We start from the raw sequence: 22,454 nt of genomic DNA, 5'->3' as shown, positions 1-22,454 counted from the left end.
ATGACCGCCTATCTCAAGATCGACCACGTCGACAAAAGCTTCGAGCGCGGCGGGGTGTCCTCCGAAGTGCTCAAGGACATCTCGCTGGAGATCACCGAGGGCGAGGTGATCTCGATCATCGGCCACTCGGGCTGCGGCAAGTCCACGCTGCTGAACCTGATCGCCGGCCTAACCGAAGTGTCCTCCGGCGCAATCTTCCTCGAGGACAAGATCGTGTCGGAGCCGGGGCCGGAGCGGGCCGTGGTGTTCCAGAACCACTCTCTGCTGCCGTGGCTGACGGTCTACGAAAACGTCAACCTCGCGGTCGCCAAGGTGTTCGGCGCCACCCGCACCAAGGCGGTGCGGCATGACTGGATCATGCACAATCTCGACCTGGTGCAGATGGGGCACGCCAAGGACAAGCGGCCGGCGGAAATCTCCGGCGGCATGAAGCAGCGCGTCGGTATTGCCCGGGCGCTGGCGATGGAGCCGAAGATCCTGCTGCTCGACGAGCCGTTCGGCGCACTCGACGCACTAACCCGGGCGCACCTGCAGGATGCGGTGATGGAGATCCACGAGCGGCTCCGTAACACCATGATCGTGATCACCCACGATGTGGACGAGGCGGTGCTGCTGAGTGACCGGATCGTGATGATGACCAATGGGCCGGCGGCGCGGATCGGCGAAGTGCTTTCGGTGCCGCTGGCGCGGCCGCGCAGGCGCCTCGATCTGGCAACCGACCGCAGCTACCTCAAGTGCCGCGAGGCGGTGCTCAAGTTCCTCTACGAGCGGCATCGTTTCGTCGAGGCGGCTTGAGGAAGCTGAAGAACTGGCTATCCCTCCCTAGGGGGGCGGCTTCAGGCGGTGCCTAAATACTGATCACAGGGTAGCGGCGAGTAAATTTTGTGCAGTGTTTGATCAGTCTGGCTTCGTATTAGTCAGTTCCACTGTCTGATTAATTTCTGCGCATCCGCGTAATTGACTGTTTTATAATATGATTTTGTCGAGTGGTCGGTTTGGCACGCCGCATGCATGGTGACTAGCGAAACGCGAAACTCGCGATGACCTTGCGTCCAATGATGGGCGCTCCCCAACAGGCAAGGCTGCCAACAGATGCTCGGTCCCGGTCCGCGGGTCGTGCTTCTTCGGCAGCCTTTTTGTTTCCGGCTCTCACCAATGGAGCGAACTATGAGCCCCACCGATGATCAAACCCGCTCTCAGCATCGCGCCCTGGGTTTGTCCACCATCGCCTTCGTCGTCTGCTTTGCCGTCTGGACGATCTTTTCGATCATCGGAGTGGCGCTGAAGGATCAGCTGGGTTTGTCCGAAACCCAGTTCGGGCTGCTGATCGGCACGCCGGTGCTGACCGGTTCGCTGGTGCGGATCGTGCTCGGCATCTGGACCGACCGTTATGGGGGGCGCCTGATCTACACCGTAACGATGCTGGCAGCGGCAGTGGCCACGGCGTTGCTGGTGTTCGCGCAGACCTACGAGCAGTTCCTCTTGGCAGCGCTCGGCGTCGGGCTGGCGGGTGGTTCGTTTGCGGTCGGCGTCGCCTATGTGTCGCGCTTTTATCCGCAGAGCAAGCAGGGCACGGCACTCGGCATCTTCGGCGTAGGCAATGTCGGCGCCGCGGTGACCAAGTTCGTCGCACCGTTCGTCATGGTGGCTTTCGGCTGGCAGACCGTTGCGCTGGTCTGGGCCGCGGTGCTTGCCGTCATGGCGGTAGTGTTCTGGTTCGGCACCGAGGACGATCCGATTCAGGTGAAGCGTCGCAAGGAGGGTTCGCCGCAGCGTAGCCTGGCCGCCGAGTTCGCGCCGCTCAAGGACATCCGGGTGTGGCGCTTCGGGCTCTACTACTTCTTCGCTTTCGGCGCGTTCGTGGCGCTGACCCTGTGGCTGCCGCGCTACCTGATCGGCGTCTACGGCTTTGACATCAAGACTGCGGGCATGGTGGCCGCTGCCTATTCGATCCCCGCGAGCATTTTCCGGGCCTATGGCGGCACGCTGGCCGACAAGGTGGGCGCGCGCTCGGTGATGTACTGGACGTTCGGCGTCTCGGCCGTTGCGACTTTCATCCTGGCGCTGCCGACGAGCGACATGGTGGTGCACGGCATCGTCGGGAGCTTCACCGTTAACTTCGCCATCAGCCCCTGGGCGTTCATCGGCCTGGTGTTCGTCCTCGGCTTCTTCATGAGCCTGGGCAAAGCCGCGGTCTACAAGCACATCCCGGCCTACTACCCGAACAATGTCGGCGCTGTGGGCGGGCTGGTAGGCATGATTGGCGGGCTCGGCGGCTTCGTCCTGCCGCTGCTCTTCGGCTGGCTGAACGATGTAACCGGGCTGTGGAGCAGCTGCTTCATGGCGCTGTTCGTCCTCGTCATCGTGTCGCTGGCCCTGATGCATGCCGCCGTCCGCCGCATCGGCCGGACCAGCGCGACCCAACCAGCATGACAATTTCAACTGGAGACCATTCGGTGAAAGAGAAACTCGTCATCGTCGGCAACGGCATGGCGCCCGGGCGGGCGCTGGAGAAGCTGTTCGAGACCGACCCCGATCGCTACGACGTGGTGATCTTCAACGCTGAGCCGCGGGTCAACTACGACCGCATCATGCTCAGCCCAGTGCTGTCGGGCGAGAAGAGCTTCGACGACATCGTGATCCACGGTGACGCCTGGTACATCAAGCACGGCATCACGCTCTACAAGGGCTGCAAGATCGAGACGATCGACCGGGTGAACAAGACGGTCACCTCGGCCAATGGCATCACCGAGAGCTACGACAAGCTGGTGATCGCGACGGGCTCGGTGCCGTTCATCATCCCGGTGCCGGGGGTCAAACTCGCCGGCGTCGTCACTTATCGCGACCTCGACGACGTCAACATCATGATGATGGCGGCGAAAGCGCGGGGCAGGGCGGTGGTCATCGGCGGCGGCCTGCTCGGGCTCGAAGCGGCGGCTGGACTCAACGAGCAGGGCATGGACGTCACCGTGGTGCACGTCATGCCGACGCTGATGGAGCGCCAGCTCGATCCGGCGGCGGGCTACCTGCTCGGCGAATCGATGAAGGCCCGCGGGGTCAAAGTCCTGACCGCGGCCAATACCAAGCAGATCCTCGGCGACAAGCGCGTCACCGGCGTCGAACTGGCCGACGGCACTATCCTGCCGGCGGACCTGGTGGTGATGGCGGTCGGCATCCGGCCGAACGCCGCGCTCGGCAAGGCGGCGGAGCTGGCGGTCAACCGCGGTATCGTGGTCGACGCGCAGATGCGCACCTCCGACCCTTCGATCTACGCGCTCGGCGAGTGCGTCGAGGTGAACGGGGCCACCTTCGGTCTCGTGGCGCCGCTCTACGACATGGCGAATGTCCTCGCAGCCCAGCTCTGCGGCGACGAGAAGGCGACGTTCGTGCCGGTTGCCACGGCGACCCGGCTGAAGGTGACCGGCATCAGCCTCTACTCGGCTGGTGATTTCGCCGAGGGCGACGATCGCGAAGAGATCGTGCTGCGCGACGCCACGGCCGGCGTCTACAAGCGGCTGATCCTGCGTGATGACAAGATCATCGGCACGGTGCTCTACGGCGACACCGGGGACGGTCCGTGGTTCTACGACATGTTGAAGCGCAACGTGGACACGCGCGAAATGCGCGACACGCTGATCTTCGGCCAGAACTATCAGGGTGGTGCCCCGCTGGACCCTACGGCGGCCGTTGCAGCCTTGCCGGATGAGGCAGAGATCTGTGGTTGTAACGGCATTTGTAAATCGAAGATCACCGGCGCCATCACGGCAAAGGGCCTGACGTCGCTCGACGACGTTCGTGCTCACACCAAGGCTTCGGCGAGCTGCGGCTCGTGCACGGGCCTCGTCGAAAAGCTCCTGCTGCTGACGCTGGGCGACAGCTACAACCCGTCGGCGGTGCAGCCGATGTGCAAATGCACCGATCTCGGCCACGACGATGTGCGCCGGCTGATCATCGCCAAGGATCTGAAGTCGATCCCGCAACTGATGCAGGAGCTCGAGTGGAAGACCTCGTGCGGCTGCGCCAAGTGCCGGCCGGCGCTCAACTATTACATGATCGCCACCTGGCCGGGTGAGTACGAGGATGACGGGCAGTCGCGTTTCATCAACGAGCGCGTGCACGCCAACATCCAGAAGGACGGCACCTATTCGGTGGTGCCGCGCATGTGGGGCGGCATGACCAGCCCGAACGAGCTGCGCGCCATCGCCGACGTCGCCGACAAGTTCAAGATCCCGGCAGTAAAGGTGACCGGCGGGCAGCGCATCGACCTGCTCGGGGTGAAGAAGGAAGACCTGCCGGGCGTATGGGCCGACCTCAACGCGGCCGGCATGGTTTCGGGCGCCGCCTACGCCAAGGGGCTGCGCACGGTGAAGACCTGCGTGGGGTCGGACTGGTGCCGGTTCGGCACACAGGATTCGACCGGGCTCGGCATCAAGCTCGAGAAGTTCATGTGGGGCAGCTGGACCCCTGCCAAGGTGAAGATGGCGGTCTCCGGCTGTCCGCGGAATTGCGCCGAGGCGACCTGCAAGGACGTCGGCGTGATCTGCGTAGACTCCGGCTACGACATCGTCTTCGCCGGTGCAGCGGGGCTCGACATCAAGGGCACCGAGGCGCTGTGCCATGCCGACAGCGAGGATGAGGCGATCGAGATCATCGCGGCGCTGACCCAGCTCTACCGTGAGCAGGGGCGCTATCTCGAGCGCATGTACAAGTGGCTGAAGCGGGTGGGGATGGAGTCGATCCAGGCTTCGATCGTCCGTGATCTGGAGAAGCGCCGCTTCTACTACGACCGGTTCGTGTTCTCGCAGAAATTCGCCCAGGTCGACCCGTGGGAAGAGCGGGTCAATGGCAAGGACGCACACGAATTCGCCGCTCTGGCAGAATTCGGCGTGCCGCAGGCAGCGGAGTGAGCTTGATGGAAGACTGGGTCGAAATCGGTCGCATCGAGCAGATCCCCTTGCGGGGTGCGCGATGCGTTACCACCCCGGCTGGGAAAATCGCGGTGTTCCGCACGGCGGAGAACCACGTCTATGCCATCGAGAACCGCTGCCCGCACAAGGGCGGCCCGCTCAGCGAAGGTATCGTGCATGGCGGGTCGGTGACCTGTCCGCTGCACAACTGGGTGTTCGATCTCGCGACTGGCGAGGCGCAGGGCGCGGACGAGGGACAGGTACGGACCTTCGCGGTGAACGTGGTCGAAGGGCGCATCTTCATGGCGGCCGAGGTCATGCTTATGGCGGCGGAGTAGGGCGGAGCAACCATGGCCGACCCCAAGACGGTCCGCACCACCTGCCCCTATTGCGGGGTGGGGTGCGGCGTGCTCGCAACGCCCCAGCCGGATGGCTCGGTGACGATTGCCGGTGATCCGGAGCATCCGGCCAATTTCGGGCGGCTCTGCTCGAAGGGCTCGGCGCTGGGCGAGACGCTGTCGCTGGAGGGACGGCTGCTCCACCCGGAGATCGGCGGCGAGCGGGCCAGCTGGGACCAGGCGCTGGACCTCGTGGCGAATACCTTCGCCGAGACCATTGCCGAGCATGGGCCTGACTCCGTCGCCATCTATGGTTCGGGACAGCTGCTGACCGAGGACTATTACGTCGCCAACAAGCTGATGAAGGGGTTCATCGGCTCGGGCAACATCGACACCAACTCGCGGCTCTGCATGGCCTCGTCGGTGGCCGGGCACAAGCGGGCCTTCGGCTCGGACACGGTGCCGGGGAACTACGAGGACCTTGAACTCGCAGACCTGATGATCCTCGTCGGCTCCAACCTCAGCTGGTGCCACCCGGTGCTGTACCAGCGGATCATCAAGGCGAAGGCCGAGCGGCCGGGGATGCGGATCGTCTTGATCGATCCGCGGCGGACCACCACGGCGGACCAGGCGGACCTGCATCTCGCGATCAAGCCGGATGGTGACACGGCGCTGTTCGTCGGGCTGCTGAAGTCGCTGGCGGAGCGGAACGCGGTCGATGCCGAGTTCATCGCCGAGAGCACCAATGGGTTTGGCGCGGCGCTGGACGTGGCGCGGAATTGGAGCCTCGAGCGGGTGGCCGAGGCCACCGGGCTCAGCGTGCGCGACATCGCGGTGTTCTACGACTGGTTTGCCGAAACGACGCGGACGGTGACCGTCTACTCGCAGGGCGTGAACCAGTCGGCGACGGGGACCGACAAGGTCAACGCCATCGTCAACGCCCACCTCGCGACCGGTCGGATTGGCATGCCGGGGATGGGGCCGTTCTCGGTGACCGGGCAGCCCAACGCGATGGGCGGCCGTGAGGTCGGCGGCCTCGCCAACATGCTCGCGGCGCACATGGATTTCGAGCCGGGCAATATCGACCGGCTAAAGCGCTTCTGGCGCTCGGAGCGGGTGGCGACCAAGCCCGGCCATAAGGCGGTCGACCTGTTCGAGGCGATCGGTGCGGGTAAGGTGAAGGCGCTGTGGATCATGGCGACCAACCCGGTGGACTCGATGCCTGAGGCCGACAAGGTGCGGGCGGCGATCCGCGCCTGCCCGTTCGTCGTGGTGTCGGACATGAACGCGGCGACCGACACCGCGGTGGAAGCCCATGTGCGGCTGCCGGCGGCGGGCTGGGGCGAAAAGAACGGCACGGTGACCAATTCCGAGCGCCGGATCTCGCGGCAGCGGCCTTTCCTCGCGGCGCCGGGGGAGGCAAAGCCGGACTGGTGGATCGTCACCCAGGTGGCGCGGCGGATGGGGCATGCCGAGGCCTTCGCGTACGAGCGGCCGGGCGAGATATTCGCCGAGCACGCGGCGCTCTCGGCGTTCGAGAACAACGGCAGGCGCGACTTCGACCTGTCGGGGCTGATGCACGCCGAGTATGACGGGCTGCAGCCGGTGCAGTGGCCGGTGCGCTCGGTGCGCAGCACGGCGCGGATGTTCACGGATGGACGGTTCTTCACCCCCGATAATCGGGCACGCTTCGTGGCGGTGGCACCGCCGCCGCCGATCGTGCCGCCACCGGGAATGCTGGTGCTGAACACCGGGCGGGTACGCGACCACTGGCACACCATGACGCGGACGGGGAAGACGCCTCGGCTGTCGGCGCATATGGCGGAGCCGTTCGCCGAATTGCATCCGGACGATGCGTTCGAAAAGAGCATCCGGCATGCGAGCCTGGTGCGGCTCGAGAACCGGCATGGTTCGGCGCTGGTGCGGGCGCTTGTGACGGACCGCCAGCAGAAGGGCTCGGTGTTCGTGCCGATGCACTGGACCGGGCAGTTCTCCGCCGCCGGCCGCGTCGATGCGCTGGTCACCGGGCAGACCGACCCGCAATCAGGACAGCCGGCGTTGAAGATGGCGACGGTAAGCGTAGGGCCGGCCCTGGCGCGGCGCTACGGCTTCGCGGTGAGCCGGAAGCGGCCGGAGCTGGCCGGCGCGGACTACTGGGCGATCGCCGAGACGACCGGCGGCTGGCGCGCCGAGCTGGCGTTTCTCGATGACCTCGCCGACCCGCTCGAATGGGCGCGCGGGGCCTTCCAGCTGGCGCCCGAGACGGCGCCGCTGACCATCACCGACAAAGCAACCGGACGTCAGAGCCTCGCGCTGTTCGACGGCAACCAACTGGTGTTCGCGCTGTTCCTATCGCCCGATCCGGTGCTGGTATCGCGGCAGTGGGCGGTGTCGCTGCTGACCGAAAACATCAAGCCGGCGCGGCGGGCCGACATTCTGGTCGGCCGTCCTGGAGCCGATCGTCCGGACCCCGGCCCGATCGTCTGCGCCTGCTTCTCGGTTGGCGCCAACCAGATCGCCGAGGCGGCACGCGGCGGCTGCCACACCGTCGACGCGATCGGCGCGACGCTGAAGGCGGGGACCAATTGCGGCTCGTGCCGGGCGGAAATCCGCGGGCTGATCGAGCTCAACCGGCTGGAAGCGGCGGAGTAGCACCGCGCGCTGCAACCGGGTTTCGTCGACTTTGCGCGCCTTCATTCATTTGTCGTTCAGCCCCCGTCATCATAGGGTAGCGCAACTATAAGAGATCACAGGGGTGAGGGAATGCAGCGGCTTTTTCGGTCGATCTGGTGGCTTGTTGTGGCCGGAGCCCTCCTCCTAGGACCTGCCCAAGCGGCGGACGGCAACATCACGCTGTTGCCGGGCACAGATCTTCCCGGTTTCGACTATTCGGTGATCAAGGACGTCGATATCGACGCCTGCTCGGCCGCCTGTACCGATGACAAGATCTGCCGCGCCTTCACCTTCAACGAAAAGGCCAAGTGGTGCTTCCTTAAGGGCGATGTCGGCCCCGAGACGGCGTTCAAGGGCGCCACGTCCGGCCGCGTCGACTTTACCCCGCCGTTGGCCGAGAACGTCGAAGCGCGGCTGAGCGAACTGCCGTTCCCGGCGCAGGACCTGGTCGATTCCGCCCGCTACATGGCGACCAGCCTACCACAGACCGATCCGCCGCCGCCGGATGTGACCTATGCCGACCTCGTTGCCGCGGGTGACGAGGCATCCGCCCAGTCGAACCCGTCGGCGGCGATGGTGTCGTACCGGCAGGCGCTGGCGATCAACAAGAACGACCCGTCCGTATGGCTGAAGCTCGCGGCGCAGGGCGAGGCCCGTGCCGTGATAGAAGCAGCGGCCGGCAACGGTGTCTACGACCTCGCGGTCAACTCGTCCTATGCGGCGATGAATGCGTTCATGTTGTCCGAGACCGTTGCCGAGCGCGCCGATGCGCTGGGTGCGCTGGCCGTGGCGCTGTCGCGTCGTGAGATGTGGCGTGAGACCATTGCGCTCTATCGCGCCAGCCTTGCGCTGGTCGACAATGCCACGCTGGAGGCGACGCTCGAGAAGACCGTCGCCGAGCATGGCTTCCGCGTCACCTCCAACCAGGTGGACGCCGAGGCGGCCAACCCGCGCATCTGCGCGGTGTTCTCTGACGCTCTGCCCTCTGGCGGTACCGATCTCTCGAGCTATGTTGTCGTCGACAACGCCCCGACCGTGGCGGTCGAAAGCGACCAGAGCCAGATCTGCATCACCGGCGTCGAGCATGGCCGGCGTTATCACATCAAGCTGCGCTCGGGCCTGCCGTCGGCCGATGGCGAGCAGCTGCGCGCCGATGTCGAACTCGACCTCTACGTGCCCGATCGCGCGCCGTTCGTTGGCTTTGCCAACAATGCCTACGTGATGCCCGCCGGGCTCGGTGGCGGCCTGCCGATCACCTCGGTCAACGCCAAGACCGCCGACGTGGTGATCTACCGGATCGGCGATCGCTCGATCGCCACCGCGGTCCGCAACGGCATCTTCCAGCGTACGCTCGACGGCTATTCGGCCGAGGACGTCGCCAATTCGACCGGCGAGAAGACCTGGGAAGGCCAGGTCGACCTGGCGCAGGGCGCGCCGAACGCCATGACGGTGACGGCGATCCCGGTGGCGGAGATCGTCAAGGAACTGCAGCCGGGTGCGTATGTGGTGACCGCCAAGGTCAACGGCGTGCAGCAGGAATACTGGAAAGAAGTCGCGACGCAGTGGTTCATCGTCACCGACCTGGGGCTGACCACCGTCTCGGGCGATGACGGCGTGCATGCGTTCGTGCGCTCGCTGACCAGCGCGCAGCCGATGGCCAATGCCAAGGTGCGGCTGGTCGCGGTGAACAACGAGATCCTCGGCGAAGCGGTGACCGATGCCGATGGCCGGGCCGATTTCGCGCCGGGTCTGTCGCGCGGCGAAGGCGGCCGAGCGCCGCAGCTGATCACCACTGAGACCGATGGCGGGGACTATGCGTTCCTCGACGTCTCGAAGGCGGCGTTCGATCTCACCGATCGCGGCGTCGAGGGCCGGCCGTCGCCGGGTCCGCTCGATCTGTTTGCGACCACCGAGCGCGGCGTGTATCGCCCGGGCGAGACGGTGTTCCTCACCGCGATCCTCCGCGATGTGCATGCCAAGGCGGTGGCCGATCTGCCGCTGACGTTGGAAGTGCAGCGTCCGGATGGGGTGGTTTCCACTACGGAGCTGCTCAACGACGCCGGCGCCGGCGGCTATTTCAGCGCCGTGACGCTCGACCCCGAAGCCATGCGCGGCTCGTGGACGATGCGGCTCTATGCCGACCCCAAGGCCGATGCGCTGACCAATGTCGGCTTCCTCGTCGAGGATTTCGAGCCGGAACGGCTGGCGTTCGAGATCAGCGCGGCGGATGAGCCGATCAAGACCGGCGAGGTGACCCCGGTCGAAGTGACGGCGAAGTATCTCTATGGCGCCACAGCGCCCGACCTCGCGGTCGAGGCCGATGCGGTGCTGCGTCCGGTGGCGTCGCTGCCGGCTTACCCGGGCTACACGTTCGGCCGTCTCGACGATGCGTTCGAGACCTCGCGCGAGCCGCTCGGCGTTGTCGGCACCACCGACGGAGCCGGCAATGTCACCGCCGAGGTGACGGTCAGTGCGCCGCAGTCGACGACACGGCCACTCGAGGCGCAGCTGATCATGCGTCTCGTCGACAGCAACGGCCGCGCCATCGAGCGCAGCCTCACCCGTCCGGTGCTGGCTGACGTCACCCGGATCGGGCTGAAGCCGCGCTTCGAAGACGCCAGCGGGCTCGCCGAAGGCAGCACGGCGGAGTTCGACGTGATCGCGGTGGCGCCCGATGGCGCGACCGTCGACAAGGCCGGGCTCGAGTGGAGCCTGTCGCGGGTCGAGACCACCTACCAGTGGTACCGCAACAGCGGCACCTGGAAGTGGGAAGCCGTCACTACGACGCGCGAAGTGGCCAACGGCACCGTCGATGCGCTCGCCTCCGGCCCGGTCGCCATCGGCGCGCCCGTGAGCTGGGGCCAGTACCGGCTCGAGGTGTCGAGCACCGGTGAAGGCGCGACTTCGTCCAGCTACGAGTTCTATGCCGGCTACTATTATCCGGAGGCGGGCTCGGACACGCCGGACACCCTGTCCGTGGCGCTCGACAAGCCGGCCTACCGCAAGGGCGAGACTGCCAACCTGAAGCTCGATCCGCAGTTCGCGGGTACGGCGCTGGTGATGGTGGTCGACGACCGGATCATCGACATGAAAGCGGTCGAAGTGCCAGAAGGCGGCACCACCGTGCCGCTGGAAGTCACCGATGACTGGGGCCCGGGCGCCTATGTGACGGCAATGCTCTATCGGCCGGCCAGCGCGGAAGCCAAGCGGATGCCGGCGCGTGCGCTCGGCCTTGCCTTCGCCGATGTCGAGCCGGGCGACCTGAAGCTTGATCTAACACTCGATGCGCCGAAGGAAGCGCTGCCGCGCCAGGCGTTCACCACCACGGTGAAGCTTGCCAACGTGCAGCCGGGTGACAAGGCTTACGTCGCGGTTGCGGCAGTGGACCTCGGCATCCTAAACCTCACGAAGTTCCAAGTGCCGGATCCGGATGGCTGGTTCTTCGGCCAGCGCCAGCTCGGCGTCGAGGTGCGCGACCTCTATGGCCAGCTGATCGATCCGATGCAGGGCACTCCGGGCGCGTTCCGCACCGGTGGTGATGAGGGCGCCTCGCGCTTCGGCACGCCGCCGGCGACCACGGTTCTCGTGGCGCTGCACTCGGGCATCGTCGAAGTGGGTGCCGACGGCACCGCGACGATCAGCTTCGACATGCCGGACTTCAACGGCACCGTGCGGCTGATGGCGATGGCGTGGAGCGCCGGCGCCGTGGGTCATGGCTCCGCCGACGTGATCGTGCGCGATCCGGTGGTGGTGAACCTGAGCCCGCCGCGGTTCCTGCGTCTCGACGACACGTCGCGGCTCTTGGTCGAGGTCAACAACGTTGCCGGCCAGCCGGGCACCTACCAGGTGGCGCTGGAGACCGGGACGGGGCTCTCGACCGATGCGGCCGAGACGACGGTCGACCTGCCGACGGGCGAGCGCACCGCGCTCAACCTCAGCCTCACCGGCACGGCAATCGGCGACCAGACGCTCAAGGTGATCGTCACCGCTCCGGATGGGACAACGCAGACCAAGGAGCTGACGCTCGGGGTCCGCGCCGCCAGCGCACCGGTGACCACCAGCCAGCTGATCCCGCTGGAAGCCGGCGCCACGACAACACTCGATGCGAGCTACTTCGCCGACATGGTGCCGCATACTGGCGAGCTGACGCTCGCGGTCGGGCCCATTGCCCGCCTCGATGTGCCGGGCCTCCTGATGCAGCTCGACCGCTATCCGTACGGGTGCGCCGAGCAAACTTCCAGCCGTGCCCTGCCGCTGCTTTATCTCAACGAAGTCGCCTCGATGATTGGTCTGGGCGATGACGAAGCGATCAAGCAGCGGGTGCAGGACGCGATCAAGAACCTGCTTGCCAAGCAGACTTCCAGCGGCGGTTTCGGCCTCTGGGGTCCCTACGACGGCACCGACCTGTGGCTCGACTCCTACGTCACCGAGTTCCTGCTCCGCGCCAAGGCGGAAGGGTACGACGTGCCGGAGCTGGCGATGACCCGGGCGCTCGACAACCTCGGCAACCAGGTGTCCTACGCCACCGACTTCACCGTCGGCGGAGAGGACGTGGCTTTCGCGCTCTACGATCTGGCACGCGCCGGCCGGGCCGCCATTGGCGACTTGCGCTACTACCTCGAGGCGCGCCTCAGCGCCTTCGGGTCGCCGCTTGCCAAGGCCCAACTCGGTGCCGCACTCGCCCTCTATGGCGACCGGACCCGGGCGGCGACCGCTTTCCAGGCGGCCGTCGAGGACCTCAAGGCACGCGAGGACCGGGCGAAGTACCGCAACGACTATGGCAGCCAGCTGCGTGATACGGCCGGAGTGCTTGCACTCGCTGCCGAGTTCACGCCGTCGGGTGTCGATGTCGCGGCGCTGACCACCAAGCTCGCGACGTTGCGCGACCAGGCCCGCTGGACCTCCACCCAGGAGGATGCGTGGACGCTGGTCGCTGCCTCGGCGCTGGCCCGTGAGGCCGGCGATGGATCGGTGACGATCGACGGCGAGCCGCTCACCGGCACCGTCTATCGCCGCTACGACCAGGAGGCGTTCGACAGTGCGCCGGTCGAGATCGCCAACAACGGCAACCGTCCGACCGAGGTGAAGGTGACCGTCACCGCCATCCCGGCGACCCCGCCGGCGGCGAGCTCGAACGGCTTCACCATCCAGCGCGACTACTACCTGCCGAATGGCGAGCCGGCTGACCTCAGCAATATCCACCAGAACGACCGGTTCGTGGTGGTGCTGACGACGCAGCCGACCCAGCTCGGTTCGGGCCAGTACGTGGTGGCCGATCCGCTGCCGGCCGGGTTCGAGATCGAGAACCCCGACCTGCTGCAGGGCTCGGGCGTTGCCGACCTCAGCTGGCTCACTGTCGATACGCCGGCGCACATTGAATCGCGGACCGACCAGTTCGTCGCCGCATTCAGGTTCACGTCGGCGGCCAGCAGCGTCACCACTGCCTACATGGTGCGTGCCGTCTCGCCGGGGACGTTCGTGATGCCGGGCGCCACGGTCGAGGACATGTATCGGCCGGAGCTCCGCGCCAATACCGACGCCGGCCACATCGAGGTCAGCGCGACCGGGCCATGAGCACGGCCGCACCCAAACAGCAGCCCCGGCGCTTCCGCGCGCCGGGGCTCTTTACTGCAACGCTGATCGTCCTCGCCGGCGTGGCGCTGGTCGGCAGCCAGTACGGCCTCGCCGTGCTGCGCGATATCCGCGCCACCCTGCCGCCGACTCCGCTGGTGTCGGCGGTGCCGGTTTCGACCGCGGTGGTCGACAAGGCCGGGCTGCTGCTGCGGCCGTTCACCACGGCGAATGGCCGCTGGCGTTTGCCGGTGACGATCGAGGAGGTCGACCGGCGCTTCATCACGATGCTCCTGGCCTATGAGGATCAGCATTTTGCCGAGCATCACGGCATCGACTGGCCGTCGATGTTGCGGGCTGCAGTGCAGTATGCCGGGGCGGGGCGGATCGTTTCGGGGGGCTCGACCCTCACTATGCAGGTGGCGCGGCTGATCGGCGGCGAGCCGACGCGCAACATCGCCGGCAAGCTGCGCCAGATGGTGCATGCCGACGCGCTGGAGCGGGCGCTGACGAAGGACGAGATCCTGACGCTCTACCTGACGCTGGCGCCCTATGGCGGCAATATCGAGGGTATTCGCGCGGCCAGCCTCGCCTATTTCGGTAAGGAACCGGGGCGGCTGACCACGGCCGAGTGCGCGCTGCTGGTGGCGCTGCCGCAATCGCCCGAAGCGAGGCGGCCGGACCGCGATGTCGAAGTGGCGCGGGCGGCGCGCAACCTGGTGCTCGATCGTATGGTCGGAGCGAAGGTGATCAGCGCCGAGGAGGCGGAGTCCGCCAAGCTCGAGCCGATGCCCAAGGCGAGGCGCGAGTTCCCGATATACGCGGCACATCTCGCCGAGGCGGCGGTGAAGGCGCGGCCGAATGCGCGGAAGATCGAGCTGACCATCGACCGGCAGCTGCAGGCCAAGCTCGAGCGGCTGGGCGCTGACCGGGCGGCGCAACTCGGCGAAAAGCTGTCGGTGGCGATCGTGGTCGCCGACCAGCAGACCGGCAACATCCTCGCCTCGGTCGGCTCGGCCGGTTTGTTCAACACCGAGAGCGCCGGCTATGTCGACATGACCGAGGCGGTGCGTTCGCCTGGCTCGACGCTGAAGCCGCTGATCTACGGGCTGGCGTTCGAGCTGGGACTGGCGCATCCCGAGAGCCTGATCGAGGACCGGCCGACGGCGTTCAACGGCTATGTGCCGGTCAACTTCGACGGCTTCAATCGCGGCACGGTCAGTATCCGGCAGGCGCTGACCGAGTCGCTGAACATTCCCGCCGTGGTGGTGCTCGACGCGGTCGGGCCGGCGCGGCTGGTGTCGCGCATCAAGCGGGCGCACGCCGCGGCGCGGCTCCCGGCGGATACGGCGCCGAGCCTTGCGGTGGGTCTCGGCGGCGTCGGCCTGACACTGCGCGACCTCGTCTCGATCTATGCGGCGATCGGCCGGGGCGGTACGCCCGTGGTGCTGCGCGATGGGGTGACGGCGGTGCCGGACGAGGCTGAGACGCCGGCGCCGGTGCTCGATCCGATCGCGGCGTGGTATGTCGCCAACATCCTCGCCGACGTGCCGCCGCCGCTCAACGGCTCGGCCGGGCGCATCGCCTACAAGACCGGCACGTCCTACGGCTATCGCGACGCGTGGGCCATCGGCTTCGATGGCAAGACGGTGATCGGGGTGTGGGTCGGCCGGCCCGACAACTCGCAGATCCCGGGGATCACCGGGATCCGGGCGGCGGCGCCGATCCTGTTCGAGAGTTTCGACCGGCTGGCCGAGAAGACCGTGCCGCTGCGCGATGCGCCGCCGGGGACGATCTTTGCCTCCAACTCGGAGCTGCCATTGCCGCTGCGCCGCTTCCGCCATCCGGACGAGCAGAAGGTGAAGCGCGATGCGGCGCCGCAGATCGCCTATCCGACCGATGGCGTCGACGTTGACCTGGGGCTCGCCTCGGGCAACGAGGCGCCGCTGATCGTCAAGGTGCGCAATGGCGTGCCGCCCTTCACCTTCTTCGCCAACGGCGCGCCGTTCGGCCGCTCGGCCTTTGCCAGGCAGAACAGTTGGCGGCCGGATGGGCCGGGGTTCGTGACGCTCTCGGTGGTGGACGCCGAGGGACGGTCGGACTCGGTGAAGGTGTTTCTTGACTGAGCCAAATCAATTCGAATGCCCGCCGGGCGCGAGAGCTTTCGGCAAGTTCTGGCGTCCAGTCTCGTTGGGGAGCGCCCGGGTCATGGCAGAAACCGCAGCAATTAGATGCGACTACGCGCTACCGGCTTCATCAAAACGGAACGGCGGAACCGCGATAGTATGTTCGCCTCACTTCGCCGCTCGGTGGACCACCTGCCGGGCGGCGCCATTTCCCTGATACACCGCTGAGCGTCGAAATGCGATATCCGCCGGTCACCGGCGTTGATGTCCGCAGAAGGGCGCTGCCCAAGGGACTCGTCCAAAGTCATTTCGCAATATGCGGAACTTAGGCCGGTTCATGCTGCAGCAACCATTAAGTGTTCCAGCGTACAGGTGATGTTCGGTGCCGAACAAAGCTTGCGGGAATCGTTGACGTCTTGCGAAGCCACTTAGTACAGTATTTGACCGATACATACCGTGTCTCACTGCCGGCTTCACCGCGCATAGGACGACAGGGCCGAGAGCCCGCCGGCGACATACACTATTCGGACGTCCAACAGGACCGGCGTCTCGCGGATCGAAGGTTCGATCCGTGCCGAGGCCATTGCTCCGGCGCTGTTGAACCCCGATCCCCGCCATGGCCGCAGAAGCCGCAAGTCGCGGTATCCCAAGTCCGGGTGATCACCGGGCATTGGTGGAGCGCTGCGAGGCTGCTGACGAGTGGAGCTCCCTCCTCCCCTCTCCATTCGCTGTGGCTTCGCGGCGTTCACTTTACCCGCCGCGACCAGGCGTGTGACGGATGGGCTTCCCGTTTTTATTGATATCGATCTCGTCGCGCGTCAGTTTTGCCGCAAACAGAGCTCTCAAGCTTAGTTCGCTCGACTGGGACTTGTTGCTTGGAAGGTTGCAGTTCGCTATCGTACCGACGGCCATTAAAATTGATTGAACAACGGTTCTAAATAACTATCGTCCATTCTGAGTTTCATTAGTACTTGAGCATAGTGTCGATAAGGTCGGATGAAGTTGAGATGTGAGGCCTTGGCTTCGTCCGGTTCGACCAACGGCATGATGCTCCCAGGTGGCTCCCCATCGCTGACTCGCGAGCCCCCAAGGCCACCACAGACCGACACAGCCCTCGGTTGGAAGCAGCAAGCGGTCGACGGACCATCCGGGCGGAGGCCCTGCCGTCCGGATGGTCGTCTCCTCAGCCCCTCGCAGGTTTTCGCGGCAGGCGGCAACGCCGAGCAGCGGATATGTTCTTGTGTGCCAAGTTCACCGGCCAGTTCTGCGATCTCGCTGGAGGCCGCTGGGCTATCGGCAGTTCGAGGCGTCACAGGCCGACGTTTGTGAGCGATGAAAGGACCTTGGAATGCCCTCAATGCTGATGATGGTGGCACTCGGTGTGATCGCGCTACTCGCGGTCGGGGCCATGGTGGCACCGGTGAAGGCACAGCAGCAGCTCTGCCTGCACCTGCACGAGGTGACGGGCCAGACACCCACAACCGCGTGACCTCCCGGCAACCGATGCGTAACAACTCACTGCGCGGTATGACCGCAACGGCGCTGCTCAGCGCCCGGTCCGTGCTTCGTGGCAGAAACAGCGCAGCGTTAGCGAATGGTTAAGCGGCAGCTTCGCAAGAAACGGACTGCAACGTCGTGCCGTTACTGACATGCCTACGAAAGCGGGAGTTTCACCGTTATTTCGACGGCTCGAATCGATATGTCGCAGCTACTCTTACTTCTGTCACAATCTGGCTGTCAGCCTCGCTTTGACCTATCGAGTGGTGCTTCAATGGCCGAGCGACCTGAATGTCGCCTTGATCAACCCCGCTACGTGATGTAACTTTAGTCGTTGCCACAATATCGACGGTGAATTGTGCGGTTTCGTACCGTTTGGCGAAGTATATGATTGTGTGCTGATCGTATTGCAGGGAAAACCTGTTAGCTTTCAGGCATATCGTCGGTGGCGGTAGACGGTGGCAGAATGCCGCCCGCGCTTGATCAACGGCCCCAATGGGCGCGTTTTATAGCGCAAGGGAATCTGCGGGGGGCGCAGCTTCACTTGGACATTGATATTTGGCATGAGCGGTAGCCCATGGCAGTTGCGGCGCGTTTACGCCGGCCCTGAACAGGGAAACAACAGTTACCGGGCGCGCCGCTCCAGTAGGAGCGTGACGCTTGTCTTTCATGTCCCCGCAATTCGAGAATGGCCTGCTGTCGCGCCTGTCCGAGCATGACCTGGAGTTGCTGGGGCCGATGAAGCGCATCGAGTTGGCTCCGCACAACGCCCTCGAGGTGGCCAACCGCAGCGTCGACTCGATCTACTTCATCGAGCGCGGTTTTGCCTCGGTCGTCGCCGACGATGCCGATGGCGGGATCATCGAAGTCGGGCTCATTGGTCCTGAGGGTATGACCGGACTGTCGGTGGTGCATGGGGTCGAGACGACGCCGTTCAGCACGTTCGTCCAGGGCGGTGGCACTGCGGTGCGGGTCGAGCCGGAGAACCTGCGTGCGGCACTTGCCGATAGCCCATCGCTGCACCAGCTCTTCATGCGGTACGCCCAGGCGTTCTCCGTCCAGGTCGCCTCGACGGCATCGGCCAATGGCCGGTTGCTGCTGGAGCAGCGGGTGGCTCGCTGGCTGCTGATGGTCGGCGACCGCCTTGGCGAGTCGTTTCAGATCACCCACGAGTTTCTCGCCGTCATGCTGGCGGTACGCCGGGCCGGCGTGACCCGGGCATTGCAGGATCTCGAGGCGCGGGGCCTCATCCGTACCATGCGCGGCGTTGTGGCCATCGTCGATAGGGCGGGCCTGGCGCAGTTCACCAACGGCGCCTATGGCCTGGCGGAGAAGGAATACCAGACGCTGCTCGGCCAATTCGGGTCGGATCTCGATAGCGACGAGCCGCGGCAGCACCGCAAGGTCGGCTTCTGAGCCAGGAGCACCGCCAAATGAAAGGGGCCCGTCGGCCCCTTTTTCGTTTTCGGATCAGACGCCTGCTACTTGGCGATGACCATGGTCTCAAGCTTGGCCACATCCGGGGGCAGTTCAGTGTCACCGGCGGCGAGACCGTTGACCTGGAGGATATAGGCGACGAGATCGGCGTAGGTCTGGTCGCCTAGCTGGCCGGCGCGCGAGGGCGGCATGCGATCGTGCGTATGGGTGTAGAGCGCGGCGGCGGTCTGGCCGATCCACTTGCCCGCGAAATACTCGCCGGCAAGAGGCGGTCCATAGTTGGCGCTCACCAGATCGGGGCCGTGGCACGAAACGCAGTTGGCGTCGTAGGCGGTCTTGCCGCGTGCGGCCTGTTCGGTGGTGAAAGTCACCGGGTTGCCGGATGCGGGCGTTGCGGCCGCCGCCCCTGCCGCCGGGGCCTCCTTAGTCGTGCTAGTCGCGGCCGTGCCATCGCCTTCGCCAGTGTAGGTGTAGACGAGGATGGCGCCGGGGTTCTGCAGCGTGGTGCCGGCGCCGCCGTCCATAGTGCCGACGAGGCCGCTGACGTCGGTCGCGACGTACAAGGTCTTCATGTCGGGGCTGATCGCCATGTCACGCAGGCGGTTCTCAGATTGGAAGTAGCGCTCGATGGGGCCGGCGGCCGTCTTGCCGTCCGCGGCGAGCGGAACCCGATAGATCGAGCCGCGCTTCAGTGTGGTAACCAAAAGCGAGTTCTCCCAGCCGGGGATGCCTTCGCCTGCAGCCGGGAAGTAGGCCTGCATGCTGGAAGCGGCGACGGTCGGCCAGCAGATGAAGTCGATGCCGCCGCAGGCGGGATCAGTGAAGTCCCAGTCGCTGGGAACGGTGAAGAGGGTCGCGACAGGATCCTGCTGTTCGCCGGTCCAGCTGGTTTCATCCTCGACCGGCACCGACGGATCGATGGTGATGTCGCTGAAGGTCAACTGCGCGCAGGGCGTCGTTGCATTGGCCCAGCGGGCGTACTGATAGGCCTTGTCGTCCTTGAAGCCGGCGACATGCGGCCAGCCATAATTGCCGCCCGCGACGAGGACATTCACCTCATCGTCGGTCTTGGGACCTTGCTCCGACGCATAGAGCGTGCCGTCGGGGCCGAAGTCGATGCCTTGCATGTTGCGATGGCCGTAGGTGAAGACGTGGCTCTTCACACCATCGAGCTCCGGATTGTCGTCGGGGATCGAGCCATCGAGGTTGAGGCGCAGCGATTTGCCCTGGTAGGCGATCCAGTTCTTGCCGCCCACTTCGTCGGCGGTGGGCAGGCGTTGCGCCTCAATGGGAATGCACCAGTTGCCGAGCTGGTTCTTACCGCCATCGCCGATGGTGTAGTAGAGCTTGCTATCGGGGCCGAACTTCAGGCGCCCGGAATTGTGGTCGTTCTTGCCGGGCATGCCCGTGATGAGGTCCACCGGGTCGGACAGCTTGCCGGTCGCCTTGTCGTAGCTCAGACGGACGATCTTGACCCAGAGGTCGTGATACGGGCTGAACTGATCCGTTACCCAGGGGATGCCGCCGAGCGACTTATCGACGTAGCTGTAGGCGGTGTAGACGTAGTCGTTGCCGGTATCCTTCAGCAGGCCCGGATCAAGCGCCAGGCCGAGCAGGCCGTCCTGTCCGCCGGGAGCCGAGACTTCCTCGATATCGATCGCGACTTGCTTGGTGCCGTCAGCCGGATTGACGCGGGTGATCTTGCCACCGGTGCGTTCGGTCACCCACAGCCAGTTGTCCGGTCCCCAGGTGATCTCCCACGGACCCTCGAGCCCGTTGGTGAGCTCCTTCATTTCGAACTGCTTGGTGCCCACCACCGCAGAGTCCGGTGCATCTTGTGCGAAGACCGGGACAGCCGTGCCCAAAAGTACGGTGGCCAGGGCGAACGTTGCAGAGAGTCTCATGGCGTTCCTCCAGGGGGTGGACCGACGGTCCAACCCGCGGCGGGCGGGTTGGTTCCGGGTTTCAGCAAGCAGTATCGAGGACAGCGTCTAGCGAGCGTTAATCGCCAGACACGGAGTTATGACAAGTCGTGCTTCCAGCCGAGCAGCCGCTCGGCCTTGGTCGAGTTGAAGAAACTGCGGAAGCCGCTGAGGTCGCCCTTGATGGGGATGTTCGGGAAGTGCTTGGCGGCCAGTTCGAGGCTCGGCACGTCAACTGTGGTGTCGGGGCCGACGATGTAGAACACCTCGTGGCCGTGGAAATCGGCGGTGAGGCTGAGGAGGCAGGCGCGCGCCGCGGCGTCGAAGCGGGTGTAGGCGAACAGGTGCTTGGCGGCGTCGACAGGAGTGCTGTTGGCAGTGAAGCTACGGGCCGCGAGCTCGCGCTCCGGCACCACCCAGTGAAAGCGCATGCTGGCGATGCGCATGTCCTCGTAGCGGCGCACGAAGGTATCGGCCTGCTGCTCGCAGATCCACTTCGAGAGGCTATACGGGTCCTCGGTGTAGTTCGGGTGCTCTTCGTCGAGCGGCAGATAGTCGTAGCGCGGGTTGCGGCTATAGGAGTGGCCGATCGCGTTGACGCTAGAGGCCTGGCAGACGCGTTTGATGCTGTGCTCGGCCGCGGCGCGCAGCACGTTGTAGCTGCCCACGACGTTATTGTTGTGGACGATGTGGTCAGGATGACGGCCGGGAGAGGGGATGGCTGCCATGTGGATGACCGCATCGCAGCCGGCGAAGGCTTCGACGAGCTTGTCATATTCGCTCATGTCGGCCTGGATGAAGTGCAGCTTGCTGGCTTCCTCGGTTTCGGGCGCGGCGACACGGTCGATGCAGACGAGAGTGTGGCCCTGCTTGGCGGCTTCGACGATGATGGCGCGGCCGATGCCGCCGGACGACCCGGTGAGTGCGATCTTCATGATCGGAATTCCTTAGCTGGCGTAGACGGCCTGATGCAGGCCGCGGATGTAGCCAATGGCGTAGAGGCGGCCAAACGACGAGTAGCCGGCGTGTTCGTTGCTGTCGCCTTCGACCGTCGGCACGTGATCGGGGCGTAGCACGCCGCTGAAACCGATGTCCCTGTAGGCGCGCATGGTGGCCAGCATGTCGGTCTTGCCCGCGTCATGCCAGGTTTCCTCGAACCTGGTCGGGATGCCTTTTACATCGCGGAAGTGCACAAAGCTGATCTTCTTGCCGAACTTCCTGATCTCGCGCGGCAGGTCGTCGGTCATCAGGGTAAAGTTGCCCTGGCACATGGTGATGGTGTTGTAGTCCGACGGCAGCATGTCGATGAGCCGCTGGTAGTTCGGGATCGTGCGCATGATGCGGCTCACGCCCTTGATCGGGGTGATCGGCGGATCATCCGGGTGCATCGAGAGCTTCACGCCGGCCTTCTCGGCCACCGGCAGCACGCGGCGCAGGAAGTACTCGAGGGTCTCCCAGAGCTTTTCCTCGCTGATCGGCGGATTGGAGGTGAGGTTGTCCGGTACGTCGTCGACGTTGAAGCTGGTGACCACCGATCCGCCGCGCGAGGGTGTCGCCATGTTGGTGCGAACCCAGTTGAAGTCGGTCATCCACTCGTAGCACCACACCGGGATGCCGAGCTTGCCCATGTTGGTGAGCAGCTCGCAGACCACGTCGATTTCGGCGTCGCGGCCTTCGAGCCCGCGCTTGGCCAGGTTCAGCGGGGGGCGGGACTCGATGACGCGGATGTCGAAGCCACCCTCGGTGTAGACGTCCTTCATGCGCTGCAGCGCCGATAGGCTCGAGACGCGTTCGCCTGCCTGCAGAGTATCGAACGGCAGACCGGCGACCGCCAGGTCCACACCGGCTTGCTTGGCCAGCTTCCAGAGCGGCGAGGGCGTGGGATTAATGAATTCGGCAATCTCGAGCATGGCGCATAAGGTCCTTGAAGGCGAGGCGAGGGTAACAACGGCCGGCAATAGGGCTAAAACAATGCAGGCGGCG

At 65.3% G+C, this 22,454-nt stretch carries 12 protein-coding genes; 9 read left to right on the top strand and 3 right to left on the bottom strand.

What is annotated here, in order from left to right; genetic code table 11:
* From AC1DV8_RS07410 to AC1DV8_RS07370, 9 genes are all read left to right on the top strand, one after another.
* A complete protein-coding gene (locus AC1DV8_RS07410) occupies nt 1–795 on the top strand; it encodes an ABC transporter ATP-binding protein (protein WP_477157011.1) in 795 nt (264 codons plus the stop codon).
* A 360-nt stretch (nt 796–1,155) separates the two neighbouring features.
* Nucleotides 1,156–2,433: an MFS transporter gene (locus AC1DV8_RS07405; protein WP_477157010.1), complete on the top strand. Its 1,278-nt coding sequence runs from the start codon at nt 1,156–1,158 to the stop codon at nt 2,431–2,433.
* Between the two features lie 23 nt (nt 2,434–2,456).
* Entirely contained in the window at nt 2,457–4,907 is a 2,451-nt protein-coding gene (nirB, locus tag AC1DV8_RS07400) for a nitrite reductase large subunit NirB (protein ID WP_477157009.1), read from the top strand.
* A gap of 5 nt (nt 4,908–4,912) precedes the next feature.
* Nucleotides 4,913–5,245: a nitrite reductase small subunit NirD gene (gene nirD, locus AC1DV8_RS07395; RefSeq protein WP_477152073.1), complete on the top strand. Its 333-nt coding sequence runs from the start codon at nt 4,913–4,915 to the stop codon at nt 5,243–5,245.
* Between the two features lie 12 nt (nt 5,246–5,257).
* Complete coding sequence (locus AC1DV8_RS07390) at nt 5,258–7,897, top strand: nitrate reductase (protein WP_477157008.1); 2,640 nt, start codon at nt 5,258–5,260, stop codon at nt 7,895–7,897.
* Between the two features lie 111 nt (nt 7,898–8,008).
* Complete coding sequence (locus AC1DV8_RS07385) at nt 8,009–13,492, top strand: MG2 domain-containing protein (RefSeq protein WP_477157007.1); 5,484 nt, start codon at nt 8,009–8,011, stop codon at nt 13,490–13,492.
* Nucleotides 13,489–15,615, top strand: coding sequence for a penicillin-binding protein 1C (gene pbpC, locus AC1DV8_RS07380; protein WP_477157006.1), 2,127 nt, complete (start codon nt 13,489–13,491; stop codon nt 15,613–15,615). Before AC1DV8_RS07385 ends, pbpC begins: the two co-directional genes overlap by 4 nt.
* Before the next feature lie 1,357 nt (nt 15,616–16,972).
* Nucleotides 16,973–17,104, top strand: a complete 132-nt coding sequence (locus AC1DV8_RS07375) for a hypothetical protein (protein ID WP_477157005.1) — start codon at nt 16,973–16,975, stop codon at nt 17,102–17,104.
* A gap of 677 nt (nt 17,105–17,781) precedes the next feature.
* Nucleotides 17,782–18,528 carry a Crp/Fnr family transcriptional regulator gene (locus AC1DV8_RS07370; RefSeq protein ID WP_477152096.1) on the top strand — a complete coding sequence of 249 codons (747 nt, stop codon included), beginning with the start codon at nt 17,782–17,784 and terminating at the stop codon, nt 18,526–18,528.
* A gap of 65 nt (nt 18,529–18,593) precedes the next feature.
* Here AC1DV8_RS07370 and AC1DV8_RS07365 read toward each other — a convergent pair whose 3' ends face one another.
* From AC1DV8_RS07365 to AC1DV8_RS07355, 3 genes are all read right to left on the bottom strand, one after another.
* Entirely contained in the window at nt 18,594–20,453 is a 1,860-nt protein-coding gene (locus AC1DV8_RS07365; RefSeq protein WP_477157004.1) for a glucose/sorbosone family PQQ-dependent dehydrogenase, read from the bottom strand.
* Nucleotides 20,454–20,569: 116 nt separating this feature from the next.
* Nucleotides 20,570–21,406, bottom strand: coding sequence for an NAD-dependent epimerase/dehydratase family protein (locus tag AC1DV8_RS07360; RefSeq protein WP_477157003.1), 837 nt, complete (start codon nt 21,404–21,406; stop codon nt 20,570–20,572).
* A gap of 12 nt (nt 21,407–21,418) precedes the next feature.
* Nucleotides 21,419–22,381: a mannonate dehydratase gene (locus tag AC1DV8_RS07355; protein WP_477152080.1), complete on the bottom strand. Its 963-nt coding sequence runs from the start codon at nt 22,379–22,381 to the stop codon at nt 21,419–21,421.
* Nucleotides 22,382–22,454 lie beyond the last annotated feature (73 nt).

Source organism: Devosia sp. P3_B2, from assembly GCF_056402875.1.
This window is presented reverse-complemented; position numbering and strand designations above follow the sequence as displayed.

Coding starts and splice junctions, on each gene's coding strand:
- AC1DV8_RS07405 (WP_477157010.1), top strand. CDS start 1,156: ATGGAGCGAACTATGAGCCCCACCGATGATCAAACCCGCTCTCAGCAT.
- AC1DV8_RS07355 (WP_477152080.1), bottom strand. CDS start 22,381: ATGCTCGAGATTGCCGAATTCATTAATCCCACGCCCTCGCCGCTCTGG.
- AC1DV8_RS07410 (WP_477157011.1), top strand. CDS start 1: ATGACCGCCTATCTCAAGATCGACCACGTCGACAAAAGCTTCGAGCGC.
- nirD (WP_477152073.1), top strand. CDS start 4,913: ATGGAAGACTGGGTCGAAATCGGTCGCATCGAGCAGATCCCCTTGCGG.
- AC1DV8_RS07390 (WP_477157008.1), top strand. CDS start 5,258: ATGGCCGACCCCAAGACGGTCCGCACCACCTGCCCCTATTGCGGGGTG.
- AC1DV8_RS07385 (WP_477157007.1), top strand. CDS start 8,009: ATGCAGCGGCTTTTTCGGTCGATCTGGTGGCTTGTTGTGGCCGGAGCC.
- AC1DV8_RS07360 (WP_477157003.1), bottom strand. CDS start 21,406: ATGAAGATCGCACTCACCGGGTCGTCCGGCGGCATCGGCCGCGCCATC.
- AC1DV8_RS07375 (WP_477157005.1), top strand. CDS start 16,973: ATGCTGATGATGGTGGCACTCGGTGTGATCGCGCTACTCGCGGTCGGG.
- AC1DV8_RS07365 (WP_477157004.1), bottom strand. CDS start 20,453: ATGAGACTCTCTGCAACGTTCGCCCTGGCCACCGTACTTTTGGGCACG.
- AC1DV8_RS07370 (WP_477152096.1), top strand. CDS start 17,782: ATGTCCCCGCAATTCGAGAATGGCCTGCTGTCGCGCCTGTCCGAGCAT.
- pbpC (WP_477157006.1), top strand. CDS start 13,489: ATGAGCACGGCCGCACCCAAACAGCAGCCCCGGCGCTTCCGCGCGCCG.